This is a genomic window from Jeotgalibaca sp. MA1X17-3 (assembly GCF_021513155.1).
GTDB lineage: Bacteria > Bacillota > Bacilli > Lactobacillales > Aerococcaceae > Jeotgalibaca.
On the sequence record NZ_CP090983.1, the window covers coordinates 2,029,915 to 2,048,663 of the forward strand.

An 18,749-nucleotide genomic window follows, 5' to 3' on the forward strand; every position below is an offset into this window, starting at 1 on the left:
GCTTCTTTATTTTATACTACTTTTATCTTATTTAATAGACTATTCTAGATTTAATTTAATTATATTTTGGGAAGAAGCTACTGAACTCGAATTTTATAAGTGAGTCAGAAGTAGAAAATACAATAATAAACCACCTCCTAAAAAATAAGAAGTGGTTTATTATACTCTATATCAACAATCCCTCTCGTCGTTGTTGTAATCGATAAGCAATTTCAGGAATATTCGAAATGGCATAATCTGCAATCCTTTCAGCTGAGGCTGTTTTACCTTCTTGATCGATTACTTTTACTCCACCATGAATGGGTTTTGTTTTCCAATACATGGCATATTCAAATTCATCTCGTTCGGCCCAGATGTAAGGGGTTGGTAAAAATCCAGAAGCAAAAATCGTATAAAAACCTTCTGCCGAATAAGGATCTGAAATATGCGTTTCAATTGCTTGCAATAGAATTTGAACATCTTTTACTAGTTTTTTTGTCCGTTCTAGAACATCTTCATTTTGGCTCATATCTTCTATCAAGCCTGCTCTACGTAGTTTTCGATATTCTTGAATAGCATACTGCGTAATTTGTACGCTTTCATTGATGATCGGTGGATTGGCCAAATGAGATGCTTCAGAATAACTTACTACATGAAGAAGCGGTGGACTCTGCTCATTGTGTGGCTCAATGTCATCAACCAAGGCAGAAACAGCTGCTAATTGAATCCTTGCCTGCTCCAAATCAGGTGAAAAATAATCGAGACCGGCTCGTGGTTGAAGCAACCCTCTAAAATTTTCATCTTCTAACTGTTTGACCAATTGAAGGGCCGCTCGTGCTTTGGCTAAATCCTGAACTCCCCACGTATATCGAGGTGTGTTTAACATCACTTGTAAAATAAAAGTGTGTATCCCATTTTTTTTAGCCAACGTAGCAGCAAGCACCGCAGATAATACATAAGTTGTATCGTCGGAACCACGAAAAGCAAAATGATGGGGCGTATTCGGTTCAAATGGTTTTCCTGTTGAAGCAATGTATTGAATGGTTTCAATATGTGCTTTTAGGTTTGCATAAACATCTAGCGGTCCACGGCCATCCATTTTATTAAACCACCATAAAGACAAAGCATGCCAAGCAATATTTAAATGGCTCTCGTAGATCATTGCCATTGGAGTAATATTTTGTGTGCCAGAATACGTTCGCACCAGCATCGGACTCGCTGCTTCAGCAATTTGTCGAAATTCTTCTGGACTATTTACCGGTACTCCTCCCCCATTTGAACGTCCTTCCCACTCTTCTCCAAAATTTGATTGAGACAACTGGGAACTTCCAATGGAAAGAATATCTAGATATTTCGTATCCGCTAAATGTGTACACCAACTTAGAAATTCTTTTACATTTTCCTCTCGGCTAACCATAGAAGAATAGGGACCCACGTGGGCTCGCATAAGTGGTGGAAAACTTTCCGTCATCGTCGCTTGCACTCGTTTCAAAACGGAATCATCCATCGTTCCAAATTCTGGATACGAGGCTCGCTGAACTGGTTGAAAGTCTAGGTAGGCTTTCTTTTTGACTAATTTTTTTCCAAATTGAAGTAAGGCTTCATCGTATTTGCTGCCTTCTTTCATTTCTTTCGGAATCCGTTCTGGTGGTACACCATATTTTTCCAGCGTTTCTTGTGGTGTTTCACTCCCTTGAAAGGTTAAAACGAAACGATCATGCTCTTCTTGAATCATCTGACACGATTTAGGAAGTCCACCAAATGAAACTCCATTGATTGGACCCCCTTGTATCGCGAGCATATGATGGCTTTTTAAGGCATACATTACATATCCCACTAGATGGACGGCTTCATCTTCATCCAACCGATAACTCAATCCGACGTAGGTAACTTTGTTTTCTTTTAACCATTTTATTAATTTTTCTTGATTAGAAGGATAACGAATATCATTCATGATTTGTGATAGTCGAGTATCTCCGGTCAACACCTCATAGCCACAATCGCGTAGCAACTCTGCGGCGGCATTCACCCCCAGTGTATGAGCATCTAAAGATGGTTTCAACAAAGCAAATAGTTCCTTTTCTTTGATAGCCATTAGGCGTCCTCCTTCAATGGATTCATTGTAAATTGAAGCATCGCACGAGGATTGAGTAGTTGTTTATCAATAAGATTATGCAAGTTACGCCCTTCTTTGCGAAAATCAATTTCTAATAGCGCGGAAGCCAGATCAATAATTAAACTGACATGGGTCATTTCCAGTCCTAGTTCTTTTCCTACAGCTTCCAAAGGAACCAACCCTGTTGGGATATCTTCTGTAATATATCGGTGTAGCAAACTTTTTGGACCCAAAATCGTTTCATACGCATCATTATTCTGGATTACTTCATACAAATTTTCACCGGTTAATTTATAGGTACGTTTCATCCAATCCTTGGCAGATTCAACTGGATTGCCTAATACCATTGCTACCAACTGTCTTTCAGCATCCATTTTTTCAATAAAATGGGCAATAGTCGGACTAATCCCTTCTCTGTAATAGTAAAAGGAGTGTGCTTCACTTTCTACCCAACCTGTATTTAATAAAAGGGGAGCACAATGCAGAACCATGCCTACATTTCCAATAGATGTCTCAATCATAGACTCTGCTGGAATAAACTTATCGCGTAAACAGGCTGGTAATTGATTAATTACTAACTGATTTTCTTCTCCAGTAACGGTTGAAAGAAGTACATCATTTTTTAAGGCATACATTTCAACTTCATTACAAGTGATTTTTCGGCACGTATATAAAATGGTTTGGGTTTCAGCAATGAGAGGATGGACACCTGCGTTCACTCGTTTAAATTCATGTTTGAATTCAAGTGCTCCAAAGGTTCGTCCGGGACTTAAGATAATGGTAGTAGTTTTTTTTAATACGAGCGCGATCTGAGTAGCTAATTGTTTGTGAGAAAAAGCGGGAGTGGTTACGAATACTATATCAGGATTTTTTAGTGCTTTTGCAAGATTGGAGGTGACCAAATGAATGGTGGCATCTCCTTCTACGGCTCCTCGACAATGAATAATCGGGTTTTCTAAGAGTCCTTCAATATTTTTACGTGTGCGATTCCATAACGTTACTGTGTTTCCTGACAAAGTAAGATGAGCTGCCATTGCCAAACCGGAATTACCAGCTCCAATAATTGTTATGTTCATCTCGTCACCTTCCATTCTTTTATGATAGCATTTGTTTAAAACAATAGGTTTGATAACGTTTACAACTTTATTTTAACATATACGAGCCCCTTTCTGCTAGGAGCTCGTATCTCGAAAGAAATTCTAATACCGTTGGCGATATTCTTTCAGTAGTTGATCAAACATTTTAATTCCGTTGGCTGCACTTTCAGCATCGGCTGGACTTTTCCCTATTCCTCGTATTTCATCTACAATGGTTTGAATCAACGGCATTGTAATATGTTTTGGAGAATCAAAATCGTACGTCTCTTCTTGCCCTCTCTTGATTAACGTTACGGATTCAACATTCATCCCTGCAAAAACAAGTCGCCCATTCGTTCCGATAATCGTCACTTCATCCAAGAAAACGTCTGCTACATAACTCCACGTTGCCGAACCAATTACGCCATTTTCAAATTGAAAACTCGCAGAAATTGTATCTTCTACAAGGTATAATTCTCCACGATTATCAACAATTCCTTTCATCTCTTGAATATCACCAAAATAAGATGCTAAATAATCTAGGACATGTACTTGTAGATCCAAAGCTTTCCCACCACCAGCTTCTGGTGTTAAACGCCACGGAATGTTTTCTTTTTGCAACTCTTCTTTTTGAGGAGGTTGGAATTGGCGAATTTCAACTAGAATCGGTTTGCCGATTGCTCCATCCTCTAGTAAAGTATGTATTTTTTGGAATTTATCAAGGGCTCGTCGATAGAAACTTACATAAACAGGTAGATTTTTCTCGTTTGCCGCATCGATTATTTGACGGCATTCTTCATAGGTACTAGCCATCGGTTTTTCGATAAAGGGAATTTTCCCAGCTGCAATCACTTGCATCGCATAGTCAAAATGACTGGCCGGAGGAGTTGCGATGTACACTGCCGTAATTTCTGGATCATTCATTATCTTCTCAACAGTGTCATACACAACACCATGTCCATGACGCTCGGTCCAACTTTCAGCTCGTTCTTGGGTTCGATTGTAGACTGCCTTCAAACGAGATCCTTTTGCCTTGTACAAACCGGGACCACTTTTCTTTTCGGTCACATCTCCCGTTCCAATCATTCCCCAAACTACTTCTTTCAAATTCATCCCCCTCTTTCACATTCTTTGCTCCTTCATTATATCATTCCTTTTGCTAGTCCACTCATTTCGTACTGTAAAAGAAGGGAATGTTTGATATACTTTATTTATAGAGTTTTGAGACAGACAGAAAGAAGGATGAATATGGCACAAGCATTGATTGTCTTTGCGAGTCTGACCGGAAATACAGAAGAAATTGCTGATATTACAGCAGAATTATTAGAAGAAAAAGGGGTAGATGTGGACGTAGTCGATTGCGTTCAATCTGATCCGATTGACTTTGAAGGGTATGACTATTGTATTGTCGGAAGTTACACGTATGGTGTGGATGGTGATTTACCTGATGAAATCATGGACTTTTTTGATGAGTTAGAAGAAGTTGATCTTACTGGAAAGGTTTTTGGAGTCGTAGGATCTGGCGATACATTTTATGAACAATTTTGTACAGCTGTAGATGATTTTGAAGTTCAGTTTGCAAAAACGGGTGCAACTAAAGGGGCTACTGGTGTAAAAGTTGATTTAAATGCGGAAGAAGAAGATATAGAAAACTTGAAAAAATTTGTAAATAGTATGGTTGATACACATGCATCCATGACTAATTCATAGCAATCGATTGAGGGGGATGGCCGACATGAAACCAATGATGCTTACACAGCAAGGGGATATGCCGATGGATTTAGGAATGGAATATGAGGTTTTGTTATTGCAACTAGGTTCTTTGTCACGAAAATTTTATTATGCCGAAGAAATTTATAAACTTCAGCAAGAACAATTAGACTTGGCCATTCAACGTCTGGAAAATAAAACCCTCGATTTGGAACGATTACAAAAGGAAACCTTCTCGACCGCTTTATTGAAATTAATTGGTACATTTGATCGAATTGTCAACAAAGAATCCGAAGAAATTATTGGAGCTAAACTGGAATTCGACAAAATATATGCCTTAAAAATTTCCTCTCAACGACGGTTGATGGAATTAGAAAGTGAAATACAAGAAAAGAAATATCGTTTACGCAATATTAAAGAAGATTTGTTACGCCGTAATCCTGATTTAGGTAGTGTTCTTTCTGAAAAGGAAAAAGAAAGTGCCAAAATCCAATACGAATATATGCAAACGGTAGAAGCAGAAAATGCCTGTTATCAGTTATTAGAATCAATTAGTGATATTTTAACAAGCTTGGATACTTCTGAAACCATTATCCGTTGGGATTTAATTAATGAAATCGACTTTTTATTAAAATATGTTAATCGTAGTCAATTGGATGCAGCAGAAGCAATGATTTTGGAAATGGAACGTAAAATTCAAACGTTAGAACGAGAATTGCAAGATTTGAATTTTATTTATGAGGAACAGTATCTAGTACTCTCCTCCGCACGTCCAGCGATTGATGAATTTTTTACTACCATTTTTTCTGAATGGTCTACAAAAGATATTGTCGAAAAAAACATTCAACATTTAAAAGTGCTGGAAGATACCGTCTTTCAAATTATGGAACTGTTAATGCATCGTAAACGTGAGTTAGAAGAAATTTATTTAGGATTACATTAGAAGTCATTTTTATTCTCTATTTTTAAAAGTGTATTTCTATTGTCTCATCCTTTTCCATGTTATAATTAGATTACTACTTCTAATAAAGTAGTTGCATAATTAAATCCCCCAAGATTTAATTGTGTCCCTCAGCCCAGTGCTGGGGGATTTTTTCGTTTGTTTATAATGGGGAAGAAAACTAATAAACCTTTATAATAGAATATAAAAAAGAATGCAACATACTGTTTTATAAGAATGGCATATGGTATGATAGATAAGAATTTAATGAGAAGGAGAGATTTATTTATGGTATTAGAAAACTTTGAAGAAAATCTACAAAAATATGCAAAACTATTGGTTTCAAAAGGAATTAACGTTCAAAAAGGACATACGGTTCTTTTGAATATTGACGTAGAACAAGTACCACTTGCACGTCTGTTAACAAAAGAAGCATATGCTTTAGGAGCTACAGAAGTAATTGTAAAATGGGCAGACGATATCGTTACCCGCGAAAAATATTTACATACTCCTGAAGAACGTTTAACTGATATTCCTCAATATAAGATTGATGAATCTATGGATATGCTAGAAAAGAAAGCAAGCAGGATGTCTGTACGCTCTTCTGATCCAGATGCATTAAATGGCGTAGACAGCAAAAAATTAGGCGCAGTAATGAAAGCCAACAGTATGGCTTTGAAAGAACAGAGAATTGCTACACAAGCTAATAAAGTTTCTTGGACTGTTGCTTCTGCAGCAGGTGCTACTTGGGCTGCGAAAGTATTCCCAGATTTGGAAACAGAAGAAGAACAAGTAGACGCTCTATGGAATGAAATTTTCAAAACTTGTTTAGTATATGAAGATGATCCAATCAAAGCATGGGACGAGCATGAAGCACGCTTGAGGTCTAAGGCTGATGTATTGAATAAAGAACAATTCGATGCTTTGCACTACACAACTCCAGAAGGAACCGACTTGACTGTAGGAATGCCTGAGAATCATATTTGGGACTCCGCTGGTGCAGTGAATGCACAAGGCGAAGAGTTCATCGCAAATATGCCAACAGAAGAAGTATTCTCTGCGCCAGACGGTAGTCGAATTGAGGGGGTTGTTAAATCAACTAAACCATTAAGTTACTCTGGTAATATTATTGATGGCATGACCTTTACTTTCAAAGACGGTAAAGTCACTGATGTTTCTGCTGAACAAGGCGAAGAAGTCTTGAAACACTTGGTAGAAGAAAATGATGGAGCACGTAGCTTAGGTGAAGTTGCTTTGGTACCTCATGAATCTCCAATTTCTCAATCTGGTTTGGTATACTTCAATACTTTATGGGACGAGAATGCGTCCAACCACTTGGCTTTAGGTTCTGCTTACGCATTTAGTGTTCAAGGTGGTACCGAAATGTCTCAAGAAGAGTTGGCTGAAGCTGGCTTAAACAGATCCAACGTACACGTTGACTTCATGGTTGGTAACGAAAAAATGAATATCGATGGAATCCGCAAAGATGGTTCAACTATGCCAATCTTCCGCAATGGTACATGGGCATTCTAAACTAATATATTTGAAAAAGCAGTGCTCCCCTCTTGGGATGCACTGCTTTTTTGTGTTTAGGATGATTGATTGTTATTGTATCTGGTTAATCGGTTCAAATAGTGATTATTTTTTCTATCAGTGGAACTAAAAAGTTGAGGTACGGCAACTGAGTAGTTTGCTTGATTGCGCTGTGACTACAAGAAGTCGAGGTACCGCAACCGAGTAGCTATCTTGATTGCGCAATGACTACAAAAAGTTGAGGTACCGCAACCGAGTAGCTATCTTGATTGCGCAATGACTACAAAAAGTTGAGGTACCGCAACCAAGTAGCTATCTTGATTGCGCAATGACTGCTAAAAGTCGAGGTACCGCAGCCGAGTAGCTATCTTGATTGCGCAATGACTGCTAAAAGTCAAGGTACCGCAACCGAGTAGCTATCTTGATTGCGCAATGACTACAAAAAGTTGAGGTACCGCAACCGAGTAGCTATCTTGATTGCGCTGTAGAACCGAATAGCTCAATCAGACGTTAATTTATAGTAAGAGCTCGTGTGATTATAGGGATGGCATTTCTTACAAGTAATTTCTTTTTTAAAGATATTTTCATTATATATGCACAAGTCTACATAAAGAAATACTGGATTATCTTATCAATGATTTTTTGAGAGGACTAGACGTTCAATTATAATCGGAATCATGTATAATGGTTAAAAGAACAGTAGAAATGAAAGGAAAGGTGGATGACTATTCTTGGAAAAAAAGACCGCAAGAAAAGCTTTGGAAAGTATGAGACCAGACCCTGAGAAAGAATCTCCGCGTAGAAGTTGGCTTTATATTTTTTTAGCTGTTTTCATTATTTTTGGGTTAACATTCTTATTTCAAAAATTAGATAATCCGACTACTGAGACCATTGATCCGTATAATTTTGATCAGTTGAAGGATCAAGTTCAAGAAATGCGTATGGATATAGAATCTTTAAAAAAGAAGAATGATCAACTTGAACAACAAATTGAAAATTTGCAATAATTATTTTTGAGCAAAAATAATAAAATATACATGGTAAAACCAAAAACTCTTTGTCGATTAACATAGATGGAAACTCAGCTACAAGCGTAAGAGTTAAATTACTTTGGGTTCTTTCCCTTTTGTATTTGTGATTATTTTAATGGCCATCCTTTTCATGAAGAGGCTCACAAAAGAAGTTCTTTAACTGATTTTAAAACTAGTAAAACCATCGAGTATATGCTCGATGGTTATTTTTATAAAAAAAATGCTCTCCAACGTATTGTTGGAAAGCATTCATCATGTAACACTTAATGTTCATCAGATGTAGGAGAATCTTATTCGCCTACTCCGTTTGTCCATTCTGCTACTTTATCTTCATTTGCATCAACCCAAGTACGAGCAGCCTCTTTAGGCTCAGTACCTTCTTGAATATCTAACATAACAGATTCCATGTCTTCAGTAGTCCAATTGAAGTTTTCTAGAATTTGGTATGCTTCTGGCATATCTTCTTCTAATCCTTCACGAGCAAAAGTATCAATTGTTTCAGCATCGCCGAATGAACCTTCTGCATCTTCAAGATATTTAAGGTCATATGATTGGAACATCCAGTGTGGAGACCAACCTGTTATAACAATCTCTTCTTCATTTTTGATTGCTTGTTTCAACTGTGTTGTCATAGCTCCAGAAGAAGAAGTTTGAACATTCCAGTCTGCTAGATTCTCATAATCTTCAAGTGCTTGTTCCGAAGCAGCTACAACACCAGCACCAGCTTCGATACCAGTAATCGTTTGTTCAGCTTCATCACTTAGATCAGCAATAGAATCAACATCCATATATTCAGGAACAACTAAACCGATTTTAGCTCCTTCAAGGTTCGTACTTACATGAACCATTCTGTCTCCATATTGTTCAAATTGAGGTGCGTGAGTTCCAGGTAACCAAGCAGCTACCATTGCATCAGCATCTCCACTTGCAACAGCTTCCCACATGATTGCGTTATCTAGCTGAGTTGTTTCAGTATCGTATCCGTAATCTTCAAGAACCGTTGCAATTACGTTTGTAGAAGCAATTTCAGTATCCCAAGCAACATATGCTAGATTAATTTCACCTGATACCCCGTTTGCTTCTCCTGAAGCAGCTGTGTCTGAATCTGAGTCCGTTCCACAAGCAGCCAAAAGTAATGCTGATGCAGAAACTGCAGTTAGTCCGATTTTTTTCCAATTAATTGTCAAAATAAATCTCTCCTTTTTTTCATCTTTAAACTAATAAAGATAGTTATTAATAAGTTTAGGTATATAAAGGGAGTTTTACGAGTAAGTTATATACCTCACTCGATTGTAATGATTATTTTTTGTTAAATCCTTGCATGATTCTATCTAAAATGATTGCTAGAACTACTAGTGCAAGTCCAGCTACGAAACCAGGTCCAACTTGGGCACGTTGTAATGCGTTGATTACACGTTCACCTAGTCCAGGAGCACCGATCATTGAAGCAATCACTACCATAGATAGTGCTAACAAGACTGTTTGGTTTATACCAGCCATAATCGTAGCTTTTGCTAGTGGTAATTCTACTTTAAACAAGCGTTGTGAGCCTGTACTACCAAATGATTCAGCAGCTTCTACCATTTCCTCTGAAACTTGACGGATACCTAGGTTAGTAAAACGAACGGTCGGTGGTAAAGCAAATATTACAGCTGAGAAAACACCAGGAACCATACCTATTCCAAAAAATGCTACAGCCGGAATTAAATAAACGAAAGCTGGCATGGTCTGCATAAAGTCTAAGATGGGTGTAAGAATCACATTTGCAACTTTACTTTTAGCCATTAGAATACCCGAGGGTACACCAATAAGAATGGAAAGTAAGCTTGCCACTAGTACTAACATGAATGTATACATGAGAGGTTCCCATAGCCCTTGGTTTTGAATATAGACCAAACCAATTGCTGTAAAAATAGGTAATCCGATTTTTTTATTCGTTGCAATGAAAGCTAAGGCTACCATTATAAGAATAAATACAATAGGTGGAATTAACAGCAATAAATCAGTTGCTGTTTCCATAAACCATTTTCCTCCATCTTGGATTGCATCAAATAGGAACGCTAAATTAGCTGTTAACCAGTCGATTACATCTGTTATCCATTCAGAAACAGGTACGCGAGGAATAAAGTCTAATATACTATTCTCCATCAATTGTTACCTCCTCTCGTTCTTTTGCAAGGGCACCAATAACTAATCCACGAATAACGATTCCTAATAGTTTATCATTTTCGTCGACAACTGCTACAGGTGTTTGCGCTTCATGAATGACATCATACAATTCATGAAGTAAGGTTTCTTTTGATACTTTAGGAATATCTGTGCGAATAATTGATTCTAATGTTGCCACGTTCTCTTTAACTAAACGAGCAGCATCATCCGCTACAACATAACCTAATAGTTTTTGATTTTCTCCAACAACTAATAGACTAGACAAGCTTTCTGTTCTCATACGGTTTAAAGCAACTCTAGGTCCACTCTGTCCTAATCGTACCGTTTGTGGACGCACCATAATATTTTTGGCAGTCAATACTTTAGAACGATCAACATCTTCAACGAAACGTTCTACGTAATCATTAGCCGGATTCGTTAGGATTTCCTCTCCTGTACCAACTTGAACGACTTCTCCGTCTTTCATGATTGCGATACGATCACCAATTCTAAGAGATTCATTTAAGTCATGAGTGATGAATATAATTGTTTTACGCATTTTTTCTTGCATTTCAAGTAACTCATCTTGCATATCTCTACGTATTAATGGATCCAACGCTGAGAATGCTTCATCCATTAATAGTATTTCTGGATCATTAGCAAGGGCACGTGCTAAACCAACACGCTGTTGCATACCACCAGATAATTGGTTAGGATGTTGATCTTTATATGCAAGAAGTCCTGCATTATCAAGAGCTTTTTCAGCTTTCTTCTGACGTTCCTCTTTATCAATCCCTTGAACTTCCAAACCATACTCCGTGTTTTCTAAGATTGTACGGTGAGGGAAAAGACCAAAGTTTTGGAAGACCATCGAAATTTTTTCACGACGGACCTTACGTAGTTCTTTTTTCTCCATTTTGGAAATATCATCACCATCAATTAATATGCTTCCTTCTGTGGGTTCAATCAATCTGTTTAACATACGGACCAAAGTTGATTTACCACTTCCAGATAATCCCATGATGACAAAAATTTCGCCTTCCTGGACTTCAAAATTTACTTGATTAACACCGACTGTTGCTCCGGTCTTTTCTAAAATCTCATCTTTTTGTTTTCCTTGATGAATTAACTCAAGCGCTTGATGTTCTTTCTTACCGAAAATTTTAACTAAATTTTGCACTTCTACTTTTGTAGTCAAGAAATCATTACCTCCTTAAAAATATTGTTCTTACTGTTTACAGCTAATTAGGGTTTCACTTACGACTTGTAACAAAAAGCTTTATTTACAAAACATCACTTTTTGAATATTTTTTTTGCGCATCTACAATCGTAACAAACCAAAAGGTTACTGTAAAATGGTTTGCCCTTCTTGCAAATAAACTCTTTAAATGTAACCGTTTCAATAGTTTGTTATGAAGGCTTTCTAATAATTTGATTAAAAAATGGATAGTAATACTTAATATGTGCTGCTATTCTAACTCAAGTAAGTGATAAGTCACGTAATATAGCTTACAGTATACGAGTGAATACGCCTTAATCGAATAAACTAATCAATACGCTGGTTCTTTTTTGTTACTCTGAAAACGACTGGACAAAGGTGCTTAAAAGTGAGAAAATAGGAAACGTTATTGGTCCCGTAGCTCAGCGGATAGAGCACTCGTTTCCTAAACGAGGTGTCGGAAGTTCGATTCTTCTCGGGACCGTATAAAATAAATAAAATCAGGTAGTCATTCTTCTATAGACTACCTGATTTTTTCAATTAAAATAGTAAAATAAAAGTCAGCTTGTTCATTATCTATTCTTTTAAGTAGTATCATTTGACGAATGTACTCTTTCTCATGGTATCATAAACCATTGAAACTAGGTAAAGGAAGGTACAATTCTTATGTTACAAATAGAACCCTTTGCGAATGTTATTCAAATAACAGTCGCACAAGAAAATAACTTGTTTTTAGTTAAAGAAAATGATGGTTTTATCCTTATAGATACTGCAGTAGATTCTTCTGAGATTAATGAAATTATTGCTCTTATAAAACAATCCGGTCTATCTTTAAAAGCAATAGCATTTACTCATAGCCATGATGATCATCTGGGTGGATTTGTAAAATTTAAAACAGCATTCCCTGATACTCCCGTTCTGTTTCCTCGAAGAGAATATCAGCTTATTTTAAAAAAGAATTACTTAGAGAAGATAAGCAAGTTCCTCTAAAAGAAGGAATTCCAAATTCACTTCCTTATGAACCGGACTTTTTTCTAGAAGATGGTGATAAAGTTGGTGAACTAGAAGTTATTTTTACACCCGGACACACACCAGGCCATATTTGCTTTTATCATCGAGAACAGAATTACCTACTCGTTGGTGACGTTCTACAGACGCTTGGTGGAGCTGCGATATGTGGAGTACATCGAGATGCTTTTCCAAAACCAGCTCGTTTGAATTGGGATTTAGCTCAGAGTATCGAAGTAGTAAGAAATTTCCTTAAATTGGAACCTTTCTTCTTAGGGACCGGACATGGCGAAGTATTGAAAAACGCAATGAATATTTTGCCAGAAGCGATTCTAGAAGCAGAAAGTCTATTACAAAAAAATAATTATATTTCCTAACTCCTACTAACATAAAAGCGACTCTTCTCTGAATTTGAGAAGAGTCGCTTTTTTTGATAAATTTTCCTGAACATTTTTCCATAACCAACCAGTTTTGAGTGGGGGAAATATTTCATGAGGATCATCATATAGATGTAGTTTTTATTTAATTATTTTATAAGGAGGGTTGGTTGCATTAATAATGTCTCAGATTCTAGGTTGCGGACAACTGGTTCACGATTCACTACAATAACTTAATTCCTCCCTTTTCCTTTCTTTTAGCAAACCATTTTCAAACAAAAGTTTATAATGCAGGTGGAATAATCCTCCTATAATTAATATTTTACTATGTTTTTATCATTTATGCGAATGAGTTTTTTTGTAAAACCAATTAGATTTTCTAAATATATTCGTAGATTATAGAACAATTTTAACGTATTTGGATTTTATTGCCTAATATACGGTCCCATATTGTTACATTACGATTGATGACTTCAATCGTAATCATAATATAGTTGTCCCGTATTAAGCTTAATTGACTAACATTACAATAGAAAAAGTACATAGTTAGACACCACAATGTTGATTATATAGGTAATAGAGTTTTTTCTTTTTTACACTTGTATATTCTTTTATGAAAATATAATTATTTTTTACAAAGTTTATGTATGTACCATTTTACTATTTTATATATAATAGATACTACCATCAATCATTCAATATCTAAAACAATAGTTTAAACACAAAAAAGCCACTTCTACGGAAGTGGCTTTTTCTATCTTTTTTTATTTAGCTACTTGAACTTTATCTGTCCATGGACTTGCTGATTCTGCAACTGCCACATTCAAGTCTTCAATATTTTTACGTCCTTCAGAACGTAACCATTCCTGAGCCGCTTCTGCACCCTCACGTGCGAAGATTGCTACAGAATTACTCCATGTTGCACGGCCACACAATACGCCGTTAAACGTTGATCCTGCTTCTTTAGCAAAACGAACCGTATCTTGGAACAACTCAGCTGTTACTCCAGCACTTAAGAAGATAAATGGTAGGTGTGTTGCTTCTGATTGCTCTTTGTAGTAGTTCATTGCTTCTTCACGAGTGTATACAGCTTCGCCTTCTTTAGCGAATCCTTCTACAAAGTTCATGTTTACAGGAACTTCAACTTTTAATACATCTACTCCGTAACGCTCATCAGAGAATATTTTCATTGCTTCATTTACTTTGTGAGGTTTTACTTTTGCATATTCTGCTGATTTTACATCATCATTATTTGCATCATAAGTCACAATTTCTAAGAAGTATGGAATTTCTTCTGCCATACATTCGGATCCAACACGCTCTGTGAAAGCAAGTTTTTGATCATTGATTGCATCATCTTCATCTACGTCAAAGTATAAAAGAATTTTGACAGCATCTGCGCCTAGTTCTTTGATTCTTTTTGCAGACCAGATAGGAAGTAAATCAGGTAAACGTCCTACTTCTGTTGCATCATATCCTGTTTTTTCATAAGAAATCAAAAGTCCAGCATTCTCATCACGTGCTTCTGCTGCTGGTAAACCATACTCTGGGTCCAACAAGATTGCTGAAGAGAATTGTGTTAGTTCACGAGAAATTTCAATTTTAAAATTAATAATTCCTTCGTCCCCAACTTCTTTTGTACTATTCGCAGCAATCATTTTTTTCAATGATCCTCGTTGGTCAATTGCAAGTGCATTAATCATTTTGTTTTTATCGGAAAGTTTCTCTAGGTATGCATATTTCTTCTTTGATACGGTTAACATTCTTTACCACTCCTCTAATTTTGTGTATACAATATTTAATCAGTTAATTCAGTTACAATCACTTTAGCATAGTATTCGTCAAAATTTTCTGGATTAATGAAACCAGTTTGAGCTTCCATTGTATTCAGCATACCAGTTGTCATAGCTGTTTTCAAAAGTTTCTCATCGCTGTCTTTACTTTCTAAGCTTACAGCAATTCCAGCTACGGTAGAATCTCCAGATCCAACCGGATTGATTACTTTTATCTTAGGAATTTCAACTTGATAGAATCGATCATTGTGTTTAGCGAAAGCTCCATCTGCTCCCATTGAAATAATAATCCATTCGACATTCTTAAATCTTGGTCCATTCAAAATACGTTTCCAGTCTTCTGGATTGTCTCCTATTTTGACGTTTTCCAAAGCACTCAACTCATCAAAATTAGGCTTGATTGCTGTAATCTTTAAGGAGTGATCGTCTAGAACGGCAGCTAATGTGCTACCGGATGTATCCAATACAACTGGAATATTTTTTTCGTTTGCTAAGGTAATGATTTTCTTATATATATCTGCAGAAAGTCCTTTTGGTAAACTTCCAGAGATTGTTAATACAGAAACATCATTTGTTTCCAACAGATTTTTAAAGTGATTCAAAAATCCGTCTCCCTCTTCTACTGTTAGCGTTGGACCTGATTCCAAAATCTCAGTTTGTTGTCCATCATGCAGAATGGCTATACAGTTTCTGGATTCTTTTTCAATTTCAAAAAAATCTTGAGTAATCGTATTTTCAGCAAGTTGCCCGGTTATAAAACTTCCAAGAGTACCGCCTAGAATACCTGTAGCAAGAACTTGTGAATCTAATAGATCCACTACCCGAGTTACATTTAACCCTTTTCCACCAGCTGTTTTTCCTACATTTTCCACTCGATTCACATCATCCATTTTTAAGTTGTCAACCTGATAGGAAATATCTACAGATGGATTTAACGTTACGGTTACAATCATTCTTTTTTATCACCTCTCTAAAACAGCCCCACAGTTCTTGGACCTGGTCTCATTTTAAAAGACTTCTCTTCATGAGTGTACGGGCCAAAGAATCTGCAGAGCCATTTTTATTTTGCTACTGCCAAAAATTTTCTATCCTCATTCTTTTTACCAAATAGAAGGCCATAGTCCGAATCCGGATCCTATTAGACCAAGTACTAGTAGGAAACCAATTGCTTTCAATGGAGTCCAGTTTCTCTTAATGAACAAGACGTATAGAAGTAATGTTAGAGTCAATGGAATCAATTGTGGCAAGATTCCATCTAAGATTTCTTGAATATTAATCGTTACAGGTACTTCATCATATTCATTATAAGTGATTTGGAATTCGCCATTGGATAACTCACGAATCGTAGTTCCTTCTGCTAATACCATTTCACCTGTTTCTTCATCTAACAAAATATTGTTATTTTCATCATACGAATACAGCTGTTCATTATAAGCTTCCATATCGTTTTCTTGAACAACGGTTGTAATTGGAGTTCCTTCAAATGTTGTACCATTTGGAACTTGGATATTTAAAGAAGTTGCTCCATAAAGACTGGTCAATGCTCCGACAACAAAGATCCCTAAAATACTTGCTGCTCGCGTGAATTCTTTTGCATTTGCCGTCAAGACTCCAATTGCATCTGTTCCTAGTCTGTAGGACTGATGCATTAAGACATAACGGATAGCGAATTGCGCGATGTTGAAGATACCTAAGAATATAAATGGTGCAGCAATATTTCCAGTTAAAGCCATATTAGAAGTAATACCAGCTGTGATTGGAACTAATGTAAACCAGAACAAAGCGTCTCCGATACCACCTAAAGGTCCCATTGCAGCAACACGTACCGCACGGATCATAGGAATATCTGCTTTATTTTGCTCCAAGGACAATACAATTCCCATTACGAACGTAACTAAGAATGGGTGAGTATTAAAGAACTCCAAGTTATGAGACATCGATGCGCTTAAATCGTCATCATTATCATGGATTTTTTCTAAACCTGGAAGAATCCCGTACAACCAACCACCAGCTTGCATTCGTTCATAGTTAAACGAAGCTTGCAAGAATAGAGAACGCCATACCATTTTGTTTAATGTTTTCTTATCTAATTGTGGAGCAGGTGTTTGATTTTTATAGTGATCAGGAATATTATATGCCATCTTCGTCACCTCCATTGGATCCAGCAGTAACTGTTACATTTTTAAATTTCGTTTGTACTTGGAAATCCCAGAATGCGAATCCAAATCCTACCATTGCAAGTAGTAAAAGTGCAGAACCACCAAGGCTAGGGATTCCAGCTACAATATTTGCCAATGCAAATCCCATAAAGTAGAAGCCCCACATTTCGCGTGAAACCATAACTTTTAATAGAATCGCAAAACCAACATAACGCATCATTCCACCAGCAGCACTCAAACCGCCCATTAACCATTCAGGTATTTTCTCTACAAGCGTTTGACCAAATGTTGCTCCTCCTACGAAGAACAAAGTAACAATTGTCGCAAAAATCAATCCGATTCCTGCCATCGCGAGTAAATTCAAATTCACAATTTTTTTCGGATTTGCTTCATGTGCAGCTTTATCCGCATAAGCCATAGCTGGTGACATTAGGGAGAAAATTAATGTTACTCCATATTGTCCTAATAGCGAGAAAGGTACTGCGGTTGCAACTGCTACAGTAGGCTCTAGTTTCAGTGTAATTGCTAAGATTGATGCCATAATCCCACCGATAACAGCATTTGGAGGCTGTGCTCCTCCTACTGGCATATTTCCGATTGTCATTAGTTGATATGTACCACCGACAATTAGTCCCGTAGTTACATCCCCAAGAATAGCTCCAATAACAGGACCCATTACGATTGGCTGATATAATGATTCTAAGAAACTGAACTGATCAATTCCAGCAATAAAGGTTGCTACGAAGACCAGGATGATTTGAATAATATTTACATCAAAACCCATCTTTTATACTCTCCTCTCATATGAAAAAAATTATTTAAATAATTTCGATAGTTCTTCTGCAGGCATGGAAGGTACACGTCTGATTTCTAACTCTATTCCTTTTTCTTGTAATGCTTTGAACGCTGCTACATCGGCTTCATCAACCGCTACTGAAGTCGCAACTTGTCTTTTCCCTTCAGACATGTGCATGTTTCCGATGTTTACTTTTTTAATCGGTACACCTCCCTCAACTAATTTTAAAACATCAGTAGGATCTTCAACAATAATGAAAATCTTCTGACGGTCGGCTGCTTTATGAATAATTTCAATGGTCTTATCAATCGTAAAGTAACGAGTCGCTACTCCATTTGGTGCTGCCATATCCATCAGGCCTTGTCTCATCTTATCTCCTGCAACATTGTCGTTCGCAACCAAAAGTAAATTGGATCCCACTGAAGAATTCCATTGTGTTGCTACTTGACCGTGGATTAAGCGGTTATCAATTCGGGTTAATAGTATATTTGCCATGATTGTTTCCCCTTTCGATTTGGACCCATTTGGATCTTTTCGTTTTATATGTTTTATATAATGAATGTGTTTATAAAACTGATCATTACTTTATTTTTTGATGATATCAGATACAGCATAACGTGAAACGGTCATGACTGCACCGGATTTCACTTGGATATCTACGGTATCTTCATGTACAGCTTGAATTGTTCCATAAATCCCATTTGAAAAGCTTACATTTTGTCCTTTAGATAAATTTTGATGTAAGGATTCAAAATGTTTTTTTCTTTGCTTCATTCCTCTTGAACTAACGATGTAATAGACAAGAACAATTAGAATAATAAATATAAGAAGCACAATCGATGCGGCAAGAATACTTTCCCACAT

18 protein-coding genes and 1 tRNA gene are annotated in these 18,749 nt (G+C 36.7%); 7 read left to right on the plus strand and 12 right to left on the minus strand.

Annotation, left to right across the window (positions count from 1 at the left end):
* Window positions 1-166: 166 nt before the first annotated feature.
* The 3 genes from LZ578_RS10175 to LZ578_RS10185 form a co-directional block, all read right to left on the minus strand.
* A complete protein-coding gene (locus LZ578_RS10175; protein WP_235145069.1) occupies window positions 167-2,074 on the minus strand; it encodes a hypothetical protein in 1,908 nt (635 codons plus the stop codon).
* On the minus strand, window positions 2,074-3,171 hold the full coding sequence (locus tag LZ578_RS10180) for an NAD/NADP-dependent octopine/nopaline dehydrogenase family protein (protein WP_235145070.1): 1,098 nt from the start codon (window positions 3,169-3,171) through the stop codon (window positions 2,074-2,076). The genes LZ578_RS10175 and LZ578_RS10180 overlap by 1 nt, the downstream gene beginning before the upstream one ends.
* A gap of 123 nt (window positions 3,172-3,294) precedes the next feature.
* Window positions 3,295-4,278, minus strand: a complete 984-nt coding sequence (locus LZ578_RS10185; RefSeq protein ID WP_235145071.1) for a Gfo/Idh/MocA family protein — start codon at window positions 4,276-4,278, stop codon at window positions 3,295-3,297.
* Window positions 4,279-4,419: 141 nt separating this feature from the next.
* On the opposite strand from LZ578_RS10185, the gene LZ578_RS10190 reads away from it, so the two are divergent.
* From LZ578_RS10190 to LZ578_RS10205, 4 genes are all read left to right on the plus strand, one after another.
* Window positions 4,420-4,881, plus strand: coding sequence for a flavodoxin (locus tag LZ578_RS10190; protein WP_235145072.1), 462 nt, complete (start codon window positions 4,420-4,422; stop codon window positions 4,879-4,881).
* A 25-nt stretch (window positions 4,882-4,906) separates the two neighbouring features.
* Window positions 4,907-5,824, plus strand: a complete 918-nt coding sequence (locus LZ578_RS10195) for a hypothetical protein (protein WP_235145073.1) — start codon at window positions 4,907-4,909, stop codon at window positions 5,822-5,824.
* Between the two features lie 285 nt (window positions 5,825-6,109).
* Window positions 6,110-7,354: an aminopeptidase gene (locus LZ578_RS10200; RefSeq protein ID WP_235145074.1), complete on the plus strand. Its 1,245-nt coding sequence runs from the start codon at window positions 6,110-6,112 to the stop codon at window positions 7,352-7,354.
* A 731-nt stretch (window positions 7,355-8,085) separates the two neighbouring features.
* Window positions 8,086-8,361, plus strand: a complete 276-nt coding sequence (locus tag LZ578_RS10205; RefSeq protein ID WP_235145075.1) for a hypothetical protein — start codon at window positions 8,086-8,088, stop codon at window positions 8,359-8,361.
* Between the two features lie 314 nt (window positions 8,362-8,675).
* Here the strand turns inward: LZ578_RS10205 and LZ578_RS12740 are convergent, their stop codons facing one another.
* The 3 genes from LZ578_RS12740 to LZ578_RS10215 all read right to left on the minus strand — a co-directional run bounded on the left by LZ578_RS12740 (window position 8,676) and on the right by LZ578_RS10215 (window position 11,731).
* Window positions 8,676-9,572, minus strand: a complete 897-nt coding sequence (locus LZ578_RS12740; RefSeq protein WP_396326673.1) for a glycine betaine ABC transporter substrate-binding protein — start codon at window positions 9,570-9,572, stop codon at window positions 8,676-8,678.
* A gap of 112 nt (window positions 9,573-9,684) precedes the next feature.
* Window positions 9,685-10,533, minus strand: a complete 849-nt coding sequence (locus LZ578_RS12745) for an ABC transporter permease (protein ID WP_396326674.1) — start codon at window positions 10,531-10,533, stop codon at window positions 9,685-9,687.
* Window positions 10,523-11,731 (minus strand): glycine betaine/L-proline ABC transporter ATP-binding protein, encoded by a 1,209-nt coding sequence (locus tag LZ578_RS10215; protein ID WP_235145076.1) that lies wholly within the window; start codon window positions 11,729-11,731, stop codon window positions 10,523-10,525. Before LZ578_RS10215 ends, LZ578_RS12745 begins: the two co-directional genes overlap by 11 nt.
* Before the next feature lie 432 nt (window positions 11,732-12,163).
* On the opposite strand from LZ578_RS10215, the gene LZ578_RS10220 reads away from it, so the two are divergent.
* The 3 genes from LZ578_RS10220 (at window position 12,164) to LZ578_RS12750 (ending at window position 13,137) form a co-directional block, all read left to right on the plus strand.
* Window positions 12,164-12,236 (plus strand) — tRNA-Arg (locus LZ578_RS10220).
* Between the two features lie 182 nt (window positions 12,237-12,418).
* Complete coding sequence (locus LZ578_RS10225; RefSeq protein ID WP_235145077.1) at window positions 12,419-12,742, plus strand: MBL fold metallo-hydrolase; 324 nt, start codon at window positions 12,419-12,421, stop codon at window positions 12,740-12,742.
* A gap of 8 nt (window positions 12,743-12,750) precedes the next feature.
* Window positions 12,751-13,137, plus strand: coding sequence for an MBL fold metallo-hydrolase (locus LZ578_RS12750; protein ID WP_396326756.1), 387 nt, complete (start codon window positions 12,751-12,753; stop codon window positions 13,135-13,137).
* Between the two features lie 764 nt (window positions 13,138-13,901).
* On the opposite strand, the gene lacD is transcribed toward LZ578_RS12750, so the two are convergent.
* The 6 genes from lacD to yajC all read right to left on the minus strand — a co-directional run bounded on the left by lacD (window position 13,902) and on the right by yajC (window position 18,749).
* A complete protein-coding gene (lacD, locus tag LZ578_RS10230; RefSeq protein WP_235145078.1) occupies window positions 13,902-14,900 on the minus strand; it encodes a tagatose-bisphosphate aldolase in 999 nt (332 codons plus the stop codon).
* A 35-nt stretch (window positions 14,901-14,935) separates the two neighbouring features.
* Window positions 14,936-15,883, minus strand: coding sequence for a tagatose-6-phosphate kinase (gene lacC, locus LZ578_RS10235; RefSeq protein WP_235145079.1), 948 nt, complete (start codon window positions 15,881-15,883; stop codon window positions 14,936-14,938).
* 147 nt (window positions 15,884-16,030) lie between these two features.
* Window positions 16,031-17,071 (minus strand): PTS system mannose/fructose/sorbose family transporter subunit IID, encoded by a 1,041-nt coding sequence (locus LZ578_RS10240; RefSeq protein ID WP_235145080.1) that lies wholly within the window; start codon window positions 17,069-17,071, stop codon window positions 16,031-16,033.
* On the minus strand, window positions 17,061-17,873 hold the full coding sequence (locus LZ578_RS10245; RefSeq protein WP_235145081.1) for a PTS sugar transporter subunit IIC: 813 nt from the start codon (window positions 17,871-17,873) through the stop codon (window positions 17,061-17,063). The genes LZ578_RS10240 and LZ578_RS10245 overlap by 11 nt, the downstream gene beginning before the upstream one ends.
* Window positions 17,874-17,903: 30 nt before the next feature.
* On the minus strand, window positions 17,904-18,380 hold the full coding sequence (gene agaB / locus LZ578_RS10250; protein ID WP_235145082.1) for a PTS galactosamine transporter subunit IIB: 477 nt from the start codon (window positions 18,378-18,380) through the stop codon (window positions 17,904-17,906).
* A gap of 90 nt (window positions 18,381-18,470) precedes the next feature.
* Window positions 18,471-18,749 (minus strand): preprotein translocase subunit YajC, encoded by a 279-nt coding sequence (yajC, locus tag LZ578_RS10255; RefSeq protein WP_235145083.1) that lies wholly within the window; start codon window positions 18,747-18,749, stop codon window positions 18,471-18,473.

Coding starts and splice junctions, on each gene's coding strand:
- LZ578_RS10175 (WP_235145069.1), bottom strand. CDS start 2,074: ATGGCTATCAAAGAAAAGGAACTATTTGCTTTGTTGAAACCATCTTTA.
- LZ578_RS10180 (WP_235145070.1), bottom strand. CDS start 3,171: ATGAACATAACAATTATTGGAGCTGGTAATTCCGGTTTGGCAATGGCA.
- LZ578_RS10190 (WP_235145072.1), top strand. CDS start 4,420: ATGGCACAAGCATTGATTGTCTTTGCGAGTCTGACCGGAAATACAGAA.
- LZ578_RS10195 (WP_235145073.1), top strand. CDS start 4,907: ATGAAACCAATGATGCTTACACAGCAAGGGGATATGCCGATGGATTTA.
- LZ578_RS10200 (WP_235145074.1), top strand. CDS start 6,110: ATGGTATTAGAAAACTTTGAAGAAAATCTACAAAAATATGCAAAACTA.
- LZ578_RS12745 (WP_396326674.1), bottom strand. CDS start 10,533: ATGGAGAATAGTATATTAGACTTTATTCCTCGCGTACCTGTTTCTGAA.
- LZ578_RS10225 (WP_235145077.1), top strand. CDS start 12,419: ATGTTACAAATAGAACCCTTTGCGAATGTTATTCAAATAACAGTCGCA.
- lacD (WP_235145078.1), bottom strand. CDS start 14,900: ATGTTAACCGTATCAAAGAAGAAATATGCATACCTAGAGAAACTTTCC.
- lacC (WP_235145079.1), bottom strand. CDS start 15,883: ATGATTGTAACCGTAACGTTAAATCCATCTGTAGATATTTCCTATCAG.
- LZ578_RS10240 (WP_235145080.1), bottom strand. CDS start 17,071: ATGGCATATAATATTCCTGATCACTATAAAAATCAAACACCTGCTCCA.
- LZ578_RS10245 (WP_235145081.1), bottom strand. CDS start 17,873: ATGGGTTTTGATGTAAATATTATTCAAATCATCCTGGTCTTCGTAGCA.
- agaB (WP_235145082.1), bottom strand. CDS start 18,380: ATGGCAAATATACTATTAACCCGAATTGATAACCGCTTAATCCACGGT.
- yajC (WP_235145083.1), bottom strand. CDS start 18,749: ATGTGGGAAAGTATTCTTGCCGCATCGATTGTGCTTCTTATATTTATT.